Source organism: Blautia sp. AF17-9LB (assembly GCF_003479185.1).
GTDB lineage: Bacteria > Bacillota > Clostridia > Lachnospirales > Lachnospiraceae > Fusicatenibacter > Fusicatenibacter saccharivorans.
On sequence record NZ_QUGU01000015.1, the window covers coordinates 87050 to 98023 of the forward strand.

The window sequence follows — 10974 nt, forward strand, 5'->3', positions numbered from 1 at the left end:
AAAAGATACTGTTTTGCGGGGAAGATGATTCCATGCAGAACAGTATCTTTTTCTTGATTTTGCGGGCAATGAACCAAAATCTGTGATGGAACAAGTTTCTGGTGATTGCCGCGATAACCTGAGAAGTATCTGGAAGCCGCTGTAAGACAGAAAATAACGTTATTATTTCGCACCGCGATCCGCAATCATCTTCGTAGATTTCTTCACGCAGTACAGACATGTCGGTGCGATATAGCAGCAGGCGGCGAGCCACGCAGCCTGATCCGAAAAGCAGATTGCGGTGAAGCCAAACGCACCGACAAATCCCAGGCAGACAATCGTTCGTGCCAGCATCTCCATTACGCCGGAGAAAACGGCTCTTCCCGAGTAGCCAAGTCCCTGCGTTACCATACGGCAGACATTCAAAATACCAAGCATCCAGTAGAAAAATCCGAGGCAGCGCAGATATTTTGCCGAAGCGTTGATTGCTTCGAAAGCAGAGCTGACAATAAAGAGCTTTGTCAGCGGCCGTCCGAACAGAATCATGATGACACCCGCAAACGCACCATAGCCGACACCGACAAGCACACCCTGGCGGAGTCCCTGACGGATTCGTTTTGCCTGGCCTGCTCCGAGATTCTGACTGCAGAAAACGGAAGCCGCGGTACTGATCGCATCAAACGGGCACATCATAAACTGTTTGATTTTCATAGCAGCTGTGAACGCCGAAACATAAACACTGCCAAGTCCATTATTCGCTGACTGCATTACCATACTGCCGATCGCCGTGATCGAAAACTGCAGTCCCGTCGGAATGCCCATTGCGAGGAGTTCCTGCGCGGCATCCTTTCGCAGAGTGCGGTTTTCTTTTGTCGGAAGCAGGAGCTTTACCCTACGGGAAATAAAAAACAGACATAAGAGTCCGCTGATCGCCTGGGCGGAAATCGTCGCAATCGCCGCTCCTGCGCATCCCAGATGCAGAATGATAATACAGAACAGATCGAGGAAAATATTCAGGATTGCCGAAAATGCCAGAAACAGAAACGGCGTGCGGCTGTCCCCGACGGCACGCAGGATGCTGGAAAGATAATTGTACAGAATCGAAAACGGAATCCCGAGGAAAATCACAAGCTGATATGCGTAGGCATCCGCGAAGATATCGGACGGAACCGACAGCAGGTGCAGAATCGGTGCACAGAGTAAACTGCAGAGTGTGGTCAGAATGGCCGCAATCAGGACAGCAAGTGCAGCACCATTAAAGATATAATCGCGCATTTTATCAAGCTTTCCGGCGCCGAAATACTTGGCAACCGGGACACTGAATCCCGTGCAGCTTCCCATACAGAAGCCGAGCACCAGAAACTGTACACTGCTGCTTGCACCGACGCTGGCGAGCGCCTCCGGGCCAAGTGCCTGGCCGACAATCGCCGCATCGATGATGTTATACGTCTGCTGCAGCAGATTTCCGATGAGAAGCGGAAAGGCAAACGAGAGCATCAGCTTTACCGGATTTCCCTTTACCATAGATGTTGCCATAAAAAACGCCTCCCCTGCTTAATATGCACGTGAATTATAAACGAGTGCCGTCTTATTCAGGTTCTGGATCATGAAATAGTCGGCAACGAGCTGGCCAATGCCGCCGGTCAGGTAGCCGAGCAGCGTCCACAGAAGAATGGCGGAACCGTTTTCCTCAATCATCACACCGTAGCGGTCGTAGGATTCGCGGTACATGCGGTTCGCCTGCTTGTAACGCCAGTAAACGCCGTAAATTCCACAGGTAACCCAGGACAGAAGCAGCACAATAATGTAGTTCGGGCTGTCTTCGCCGTCACCGTAAAAGATGGTGTTCAGGTCTTCCACATAAACATACCAGAAGTAGATCGAGTAGAGTCCGCACGTCAGAAATGTGAGCAGAAGATAGAACCAGAAACTGCGGTTGTCTTTTACATTCATTTGTAAATACCCCCTTTAATTAAGATAGAACCATTGTAGCACGCGCCCGAGAGAGGGGTCAATAGAAAGGAGCGGGTCGTGGTAATAAATGCGCCAGGCATAAACGGCGAGAAGCAGCACGACAATCACCGTGATGATCCCCTTTTTAAAACGCCGAAGTCCCGCCGTCTGTTCCGGCCCGAAGAAGAGCCATATCCCTGCGGGCAGTACGGCATAGACGAGCGGATGCATCCGAAATGCCGCCCGAAAATGACCCGAGAGCAGAAGCAGTACCGCGCGGCTCATTCCGCAGCCCGGGCAGGAAATGCCGGTGGAAAACCGGATCGGACAGCCGATGCCTGTGAGGGTGATGAAGGCGACGTAAACGCCGAGGAGCAGGCAGAAGAAAAAGAAATCACGGCAACGTTTCTTCAGAAAAGAAAGATACGCGCTGCCGCGGCCGGGATCACGTTTCATGGAGTTTGGTGACGGCGTATTCATATAAAGCCTCCTTGCGCTCGCTGTCGGTCGTGAGAAAATGCGAGTACAGAACGTCGATCATAACGAGAATCGGGAACTGCGGAGAGATTGCGCCGCCGTTTTTCAGATGCTCTTTGACCGCAAGCAGCAGGACTTCATCGCAGAAGGCATCGTAATCGCTGGAGCTGCGGGAAGTAAAGAGAATGGTAGAGGCTCCCTTTTCCTTCGCGGCTCCGAGCGCACGCAGCACCTCCGGTGTCTGTCCGCTGACGGTAATGCCGATTGCAGCGCAGCTCTCATTGAGCAGAACGGCATTCATTTTCATGATGTGAATGTCGGTAATTGCTTCAATATCCACGCCCGCAAGCATAAAACGCAGCTTCATTTCCTGGGCGGAAAGTCCGGAGCTTCCAAGACCGTAGACATACACCCGACGCTTCGAAGTGAGAATATGGCAGATGCGGTCAATCTGCGCGCGGTCGGCGAGCGAGTAGCTTTTATTCAGCAGCTCCTGATACGTATTCAGCACCTGTTTGATGTGATCGTCCGTGCCAGGCAGTGCGGCGTTTAGACCTTCCTGGTAACGGTAGACAAATTCGCGGTAGCCCGTGTAGCCGCATTTTTTCGCAAAGCGGGAGAGCGAAGCCTCCGAAACATAGAGCAGTTCCGAAACGTGGCGCGCGGACAGATCCGACTCGTCGGTATTATGAATAAAAAAATCTGCTACCGTCCGTTCCAGGGGAGTGAACGAGGGATAGACAGACTCAATGACAGGAATAATTGATTTTTCAAAGTGTTCCATGGAACGTAAGTCCTCCTGGTATCTGTAAATATCTGAAAGAAATTCAGATCAGTTCTTGCTTTATTGTATCACAGGCAGAGTGGTGAATCAACTTTCAATTGTGTGTGAATTGTACGGGAAAGCGGGCGGAAAAATGGAAAGAACTTTAATGACGTGAAAGTAATTTCTAAAATATAAAAATAGTTGAAAATAAAATCAACATAAATTATAATCAGAACAGATCAAAGAAAGAAGGCAAGACAATGATTATCAAAAACGGACGTGTATTTCAGGAAGACGGAACGTTTGCGGAAAAAGATCTTTATATAGAAGGAAAACGTTTCGTTTCCACAAAAGAAGAAGTGATCGATCAGGAAGTGATCGATGCGAAAGGCATGATGGTTCTGCCGGGACTGGTTGACGTACACAGCCACGGCGCTGCCGGACATGATTTTTCAGACGGAGACGTGGAAGGTTTAAAAGAGATCCTGCGCTACGAGAAAGCGCACGGCATTACCTCTTACTGCCCGACATCCATGACACTGCCAAAAGACGATCTGCTGAAAATCTTCGGAACCATCGAAGCAATCAAAGATGAGCCGGAAGCAGAAGTGATCGCCGGCGTCAACATGGAAGGACCGTTCATCGATCCGATCAAAAAAGGCGCACAGGCAGAGGAGAACATCGTGGCTCCGAACGCTGAGTTCTTCCGCGCATGCAATGCGGCGAGCGGCGGAAAAATCCGTCTCGTAACCCTAGCCCCGAATATGCCTGGCTCACTGGAATTTATCAAAGAGGTTTCCGATGAAGTCATGGTTTCCATCGGCCATACAACAGCAGATTATGACACCGCGCTGGCTGCCATGAAAGCAGGAGCACACCATGTCACCCATCTGTACAACGCCATGCCGCCGTTCGCACACCGTAACCCTGGTGTCATCGGCGCCGCATTCGACGATCCGGAGTGCCGCATGGAGCTGATCTGTGACGGCTATCACATTCACGGTGCGGTTGTCCGCGCGACCTTCTCCATGATGGGAAGTGAGCGCATGGTTCTCATCAGCGATTCCATGATGGCAACGGGAATGCCGAACGGAACGTATTCCCTCGGGGGACAGGCTGTCTGGATGAAAGACGGAAAAGCAACCCTGACCGACGGTGAGACCATCGCGGGCTCTGCAACGAACCTGTATGACTGCATGAGAAAAGCAGTTTCGTTTGATATTCCGCTGGCAGATGCCATTTTTGCGGCAACAAGAAATCCGGCACAGAGCATCGGTATCTACGATGAAGTAGGATCCATTGCACCGGGCAAAAAAGCGCATGTACTTCTGGTGGACGACGAACTGAACCTGAAACAGGTTATTATGTAATTTATTATATAGAAGAAATTTGGAGGAAAAACAAATGGTATTAATTGAAGCAAAAGATTACAATGATATGAGCAGAAAAGCAGCAAACATCATCTCCGCGCAGGTGATCATGAAACCACACGCAGTGCTCGGCCTTGCAACCGGATCTACCCCGGTCGGCGCTTACAAACAGCTCGTTGAGTGGTACAACAAAGGCGACCTTGATTTCGCAAATGTCACCAGCGTAAACCTGGACGAGTACAAAGGACTCTCTCCGGAGAATGATCAGAGCTATCGTTACTTCATGAACACCAACCTGTTCAATCATGTCAACATCAACAAAGAGCGCACCTTCGTTCCGAACGGACTGGAGCCGGACAGCGAAAAAGCATGTGCAGCATACAACGAAATCATCCGCAGCGTCGGCGGCATTGACCTGCAGCTTCTTGGACTTGGAAACAACGGCCACATCGGATTCAACGAGCCGGGCGCAGCATTCGAGAAAGAGACACACTGCGTTGACCTGACCGAGAGCACCATTCAGGCAAATAAACGTTTCTTTGAAAAAGTAGAGGATGTTCCGACCCAGGCATACACCATGGGAATCAAGAACATCATGCAGGCGAGAAAAGTTCTGCTGATCGTCAGCGGCGAAGGAAAAGCAGAGATCCTCGACAAAGTTCTGTACGGACCGGTTACTCCGCAGGTTCCGGCTTCCATCCTGCAGCTTCACAACGATCTGACAGTTGTAGCAGATGAAGCAGCAATGTCTGTGATCAAAGCAAACCACAGATAATTGTTACGATGAATGAAAGGTCCGCCGAATGGGGAGAATATGAAAAAATCCCCGTACGGCGGGCTTTTTTGCGGTTTACAAATTGATGTAAATGTGTTAGCATAAAACCAGTGCATAAAAACAAAACACAGTGACGAAGAGAGTACATCTGCATGTGCGAATTTACAGAGAACACCCCCGAAAACTATTCCGGTTTTGCAGGCTGAGAGGGGAGAAGGAGCGGCAGATCGAACATGGCTTCCGAGAGGCGCACCGAACCGTGAGAACAACAATCTGAAACGGTAAGGCTGCGACAGGTTCCGCCTGTTACAGCGGAGAGGTATAGCACATGTACCTGCAGAGGTTTCTGCCGTGAGGCAGGGACGAAAAGAAGTGGTATCACGGGTAAACAAACCTGTCTTCTTCCGACTACAAGAGAGCGGAATAAGGCAGTTTTTTTATTTGAAAGGAGAAATGAAAGCAATGGAAAAAATCAGACCAAAATATTATATCACCACGGCGATTGCCTACACATCCGGCAAGCCGCACATCGGAAACACCTACGAGATCGTACTCGCGGACAGCATCGCCCGCTTCAAACGTCAGCAGGGCTACGATGTATTCTTCCAGACCGGAACCGATGAGCATGGCCAGAAGATCGAGCTGAAAGCAGAAGAGGCAGGTATCACGCCAAAAGAATTCGTAGACAACGTATCCACCGAGATCAAGAGAATCTGGGATCTGATGAATACGTCCTACGACAAATTCATCCGTACCACCGACGCCGATCACGAGGCACAGGTACAGAAAATCTTCAAAAAACTGTACGATCAGGGAGATATCTACAAAGGATATTACGAAGGTCTTTACTGTACACCGTGTGAATCCTTCTTCACCGAGTCCCAGCTCGTAGACGGAAAATGCCCGGATTGCGGACGCCCGGTTACGCCGGCAAAAGAAGAAGCATATTTCTTCAAGATGAGCAAATATGCACCGAGACTGATCGATTATATCAACACTCATCCGGAATTCATCCAGCCGGTTTCCAGAAAGAACGAGATGATGAACAACTTCCTTCTTCCGGGACTGCAGGATCTCTGTGTATCCAGAACCTCCTTCACCTGGGGAATCCCGGTATCCTTCGACCCGAAGCACGTTACCTATGTATGGCTGGACGCACTGACCAACTACATCACTGGAATCGGTTATGACTGTGACGGAAACAGTTCCGAGCAGTTCAACAAGCTGTGGCCGGCAGACCTGCATCTGATCGGAAAAGACATCATCCGTTTCCATACCATTTACTGGCCGATCTTCCTGATGGCACTTGATCTGCCGCTGCCGAAACAGGTATTTGGTCATCCGTGGCTGCTGCAGGGCGACGGCAAGATGAGTAAATCCAAAGGAAACGTGATTTACGCAGACGATCTGGTAGACCTGTTCGGCGTAGACGCTGTCCGCTACTTCGTTCTGCACGAGATGCCGTTTGAGAACGACGGTGTCATTACCTGGGAGCTGCTGGTTGAGCGTATGAATTCCGACCTTGCCAATACTCTTGGAAACCTGGTAAACCGTACCATCTCCATGAGCAACAAATACTTCGGCGGCGTTGTGACAAAGACCGGCGCAGCAGAAGAGGTGGATGATGATCTGAAAGCAGTCGTTACCGCAACAAAAGCAAAAGTTGCTGCAAAGATGAAAGAGCTGCGTGTGGCAGATGCGATGACCGAAATCTTTGGTCTGTTCAAACGCTGCAACAAATACATTGACGAGACGATGCCGTGGGCACTGGCAAAAGACGAGGCAAAGAAAGATCGTCTGGAAGAGGTTCTGTACAACCTGGTAGAGAGCATCACCATCGGCGCATGCCTGCTCGAGTCTTTCATGCCGGAGACCACCGAGAAGATCCTGGCTCAGTTGAATGCAGAGAAACGCAGCTACGAAGAGCTGGATCAGTTCGGACTGTATACATCGGGCAATCAGGTAACCGATCAGCCGCAGATCCTGTTCCAGAGACTCGACGTCAAAGAAGTGATGGAAAAAGTAGAAGTGATCCAGGCAAAACAGAAAGCTGCTATGGCTGCCGCAAAAGAAGAAGAGGAAAAAGCCGAAGAAGCTGTTGTAGATGTAGAGCCAAAAGAAGAGATTACGTTCGAAGACTTTGGAAAAATGCAGTTCCAGGTAGGTGAGATCATCTCCTGCGAACCGGTGAAGAAATCGAAAAAACTCCTCTGCTTCCAGGTCAAAGTCGGAAGCCAGACAAGACAGATCGTCTCCGGAATCAAAGCATATTACAAACCGGAAGATACCATCGGAATGAAGGTTATGGTCCTGACCAACCTGAAACCGGCCAAACTGGCAGGCATGATGTCTGAAGGAATGCTCCTCTGCGCAGAAGACGCCGAAGGCAACGTATGCCTCATGACCCCGGAAAAAGCAATGCCGGCAGGGGCGGAGATCTGCTGATGGATTAAAAGAAAAATAGAGTAAATAGAGAAATCCCTTTCCATGCGTGATGTGTGGGGAGGGATTTTTTGCGTTTTAAAAAGTTAAGGAAAACGTCATATAAAGATTCTGAATCTTATGATAATATAATGATAAAGAGAGAATATTTGAACGGGTTTATCGAATATGACAACAGGAAGGAGGAGCGTTGTATGAGAAAAATGCGGACGTTATTTCTGGTTTTACTTTGTTGCGGACTGTCATTGTATGCGGGGGTATCTTATGTGAAGGCAGAGGAAAAGGTTCCTTCTGATTACGATGCTTATTTGCAGGAAACAGGGATGCCAGAGAATGAGATACAAAAGCTGGATGAGCATGTGAAGCAGTTTATCGTCGATGATTTAAAAAATGGGGATGGAAAATTTGAGTATATGAAAATCGATGTAGGAAAACAGGCGATGAATGGAAGAGAGGAAGATTTCGAATGGATTGAGTTCTATGCATCAGCCTTTCAAATTGGTTCGACGATTTATATTTATCCGACCTATGAATTTGCAGAGAACAAAAAACCCTGTGGAAACGACAGCTTTTCGTTTTTGTTGGGAGAGGCGATAAGACCGTATGAATTTGGCGGAACCTTATGGTATAAGGACAGAACAATGAGCGACTGGGAAGTCAGTGGGAATCTTATTGCAAACAATCAACAGCTAAATGGCGCCAGCTATTCCGGGAGCCAGCTGGGAACACCGAGATCTGCGATGAAATTCATGGGAACCACATACTGCCATGCGTCGGTGGGGACGGGGGATGATAACAGAATTTTGATGGGGTATTCGTATCAGCCGAAGGAAGTAAGAGTTGAGTTATTCGGATGGAGGCTTTCGAGAAAACAAATAATTTTTGTGCTGGCGGGAGGAGTTGTTGTAGGAAGCGTATGGTGGAGAAAAAATAAGGGTAAGACGCAAAAATAGCCACCCCTGTCTGCAAACTAGGCGACCATTTTTGACATAATTAGTAAACAGGCTGACCGTCTGTCGGCAGAGCTCTTTTTCGACATCATAGCATCACGCTTTTGTAAAAATGTCAAAAGTTCTTTCAAACGTATTTTCTGAATCCGAATTTTTCTATTTGTTGTTTTTATACGCCTTTAGGAGTATAATTTGAAGCAGAGGTGGTAAAATGAAAAAAACAGTTTATCATGGTTCGGATCATATTATTGAACGGCCGAAATATGGTTATGGAAAAATTTATAATGATTATGGTGTTGGATTTTACTGTACAGAAAACCAAAATATGGCCAAAGAATGGGGTGTCAGTGCGGATAAAAATGGTTACGCAAATAGATATGAGATTGAATGTGATGGATTGAAAGTTCTCAATTTGAATATGCGCGACTATACAATGCTCCATTGGCTTACGATTTTGTTGGAAAATCGAGAATTTGATGCATCCACACCGTTGGCGGCAGAAGCAAAAGAATATTTGCTACAAAATTTTCATCTTGATTATGAAAAGGCAGATATTATCATTGGATATCGTGCTGACGACAGCTATTTTTCTTTTGCAGCGGATTTTATTAATGGTGCAATTTCTTACCGTCAGTTGAGTAATGCAATGCGTCTGGGAAAACTGGGACAGCAGTTTGTTTTAAAAAGCAGAAGAGCATTTGAACGTTTGGAATTTACAGGGTATGAGATTGCAAGTGTGCAGGAATGGTATAAGAGGAAAGCATCCCGTGATCATATGGCGCGTCGGCAATATTTTGATCTGGAACGAAACCGCCGTCAGCGGGGTGATTTATATATCACCACAATTTTAGATGAGGAGATGAAACCAGATGATCCACGCTTACGATAAATTATATCTTTCTGTTGCACAAAAAAATCTTGCCTGCATGCTGGATTATATGGTCAATGATTTAAAACGGCCGTTGGAAACTGTATGGCAGTGGTTTTGTATGAGTAATACAGCGTCACGGTTTGAACGAGGTGACTGTTCTGTGGTAGCGGGAATGTCGGGAGTTGAAATTGCATATGAAGTATTACAGGAAGCAGGGGAACCAAAGCCGGAACAAGCCCCCTCTTATTCTTACGATCGCAGCCCTGAATATTGGACAGGCTGGGCGTTGGCCTATTATCAGTGGAGTACCAGTTTGTCTTTTGCGGAAATAAACCAGGCTATTCCTGTAACTGAAGTGCGAATGCTCTACACGCCATATCATGAAATGGATGTTCGTCAGTTTGTAGATAAAATGAATGAATTATATCGTGAAGCAAAACCGGAGACAAACTTGAAAGAATTGCGTACTTTTGCAAATCTAAGTCAGAGTGAACTGGCACAGCAGGCAGGTGTTTCGGTTCGGACCATTCAGCAGTATGAACAGCGAAGAAAGGATATTAACAAGGCGCAGACAGAGACCTTGTTGAAGATTGCGCGGGCATTAGTATGTACGGTAGAAGATCTGGTGGAGAAAGTTCCAACTTGATAAAATGAATAAAAAGTTTTTTGTTCAAAGTTTCAGAAAACGTCATAAACTATTTCAGGCGTTTACGCTATCATGAAAATATAAAAATGGTATCATGAAACATTCATACGAGACGGGGGTGAACAAAAAAATGGTCTTTTTTCGAATGCTGCATTCCGATTTCAGTAGAATGATAAAATCGTGGAAATTTTATCTCACAATTGCCTTTATTGCCGTACTTACCTTCCTGAGCATTTACCCTGAAGCAGCAGGATCAGGAGGAAACTGCTCGGTTTATTATCTGGTGAATGCGCGCGGCGGTGTAAGTGCGTTTCTGGTGACGAATACAATTCTTGTCGTATTGCCGTTCGCGCTCAGTTACTGGGAGGATGTGCAGAAAAATTATATCAACTGTATTTTACCGCGGGTACATAGCAGCGTTTATAGTTTTTCCCATGTGTTAATGACGGCTTTCGACGGCTTTCTGGCTGTGTTTTTGGGATATTCGCTCTGTTTTGGGCTGATGGCGCTGCGGCTTCCGCTCATAACATCTGATGAGGTCAAAGCATTGACAGAAACGATGTCGTTGATGGGATATGACAGCCTGCTGCTGCATGCACCGATGCTTTACTTTGCTATGGGTAAAGAATGGGAGGGTTCCATACTAAAGATAAATTATAATGCATGGAATTGCCTTGATTTAGGGCAATTCCATATTTTAGTTTGCGCGCCATGGGCGCGCTCTAACGGGTGAAAGTCCCGAACA

At 47.4% G+C, this 10974-nt stretch carries 11 protein-coding genes; 7 read left to right on the forward strand and 4 right to left on the reverse strand.

Annotation, left to right across the window (positions count from 1 at the left end; translation table 11 throughout):
- Positions 1-162: 162 nt before the first annotated feature.
- From DWX00_RS15180 to DWX00_RS15195, 4 genes are read right to left on the reverse strand one after another with little or no spacing between them, the layout of a single operon-like run.
- Positions 163-1515: an MATE family efflux transporter gene (locus tag DWX00_RS15180; RefSeq protein WP_118595654.1), complete on the reverse strand. Its 1353-nt coding sequence runs from the start codon at positions 1513-1515 to the stop codon at positions 163-165.
- Between the two features lie 18 nt (positions 1516-1533).
- A complete protein-coding gene (locus DWX00_RS15185; protein ID WP_022462917.1) occupies positions 1534-1932 on the reverse strand; it encodes a DUF4234 domain-containing protein in 399 nt (132 codons plus the stop codon).
- A 15-nt stretch (positions 1933-1947) separates the two neighbouring features.
- Positions 1948-2412 (reverse strand): DUF2752 domain-containing protein, encoded by a 465-nt coding sequence (locus tag DWX00_RS15190; protein WP_118595655.1) that lies wholly within the window; start codon positions 2410-2412, stop codon positions 1948-1950.
- A complete protein-coding gene (locus DWX00_RS15195; protein WP_022462919.1) occupies positions 2378-3193 on the reverse strand; it encodes a MurR/RpiR family transcriptional regulator in 816 nt (271 codons plus the stop codon). The genes DWX00_RS15190 and DWX00_RS15195 overlap by 35 nt, the downstream gene beginning before the upstream one ends.
- A gap of 242 nt (positions 3194-3435) precedes the next feature.
- On the opposite strand from DWX00_RS15195, the gene nagA reads away from it, so the two are divergent.
- The 7 genes from nagA to DWX00_RS15230 all read left to right on the forward strand — a co-directional run bounded on the left by nagA (position 3436) and on the right by DWX00_RS15230 (position 10962).
- Positions 3436-4545: an N-acetylglucosamine-6-phosphate deacetylase gene (nagA, locus tag DWX00_RS15200; protein WP_055220960.1), complete on the forward strand. Its 1110-nt coding sequence runs from the start codon at positions 3436-3438 to the stop codon at positions 4543-4545.
- A 34-nt stretch (positions 4546-4579) separates the two neighbouring features.
- Entirely contained in the window at positions 4580-5320 is a 741-nt protein-coding gene (gene nagB / locus DWX00_RS15205; RefSeq protein ID WP_022462921.1) for a glucosamine-6-phosphate deaminase, read from the forward strand.
- 462 nt (positions 5321-5782) lie between these two features.
- Positions 5783-7765, forward strand: coding sequence for a methionine--tRNA ligase (gene metG, locus DWX00_RS15210; protein WP_118595656.1), 1983 nt, complete (start codon positions 5783-5785; stop codon positions 7763-7765).
- 191 nt (positions 7766-7956) lie between these two features.
- On the forward strand, positions 7957-8715 hold the full coding sequence (locus tag DWX00_RS15215; RefSeq protein WP_118595657.1) for a hypothetical protein: 759 nt from the start codon (positions 7957-7959) through the stop codon (positions 8713-8715).
- Between the two features lie 208 nt (positions 8716-8923).
- The gene (locus tag DWX00_RS15220) at positions 8924-9601 is read left to right on the forward strand and encodes a DUF3990 domain-containing protein (protein ID WP_082426280.1); all 678 of its coding nucleotides are present in this window, start codon (positions 8924-8926) and stop codon (positions 9599-9601) included.
- Positions 9582-10229, forward strand: coding sequence for a helix-turn-helix domain-containing protein (locus tag DWX00_RS15225; protein WP_055220951.1), 648 nt, complete (start codon positions 9582-9584; stop codon positions 10227-10229). Before DWX00_RS15220 ends, DWX00_RS15225 begins: the two co-directional genes overlap by 20 nt.
- Before the next feature lie 118 nt (positions 10230-10347).
- Positions 10348-10962 carry a hypothetical protein gene (locus DWX00_RS15230; protein WP_147398268.1) on the forward strand — a complete coding sequence of 205 codons (615 nt, stop codon included), beginning with the start codon at positions 10348-10350 and terminating at the stop codon, positions 10960-10962.
- Positions 10963-10974 lie beyond the last annotated feature (12 nt).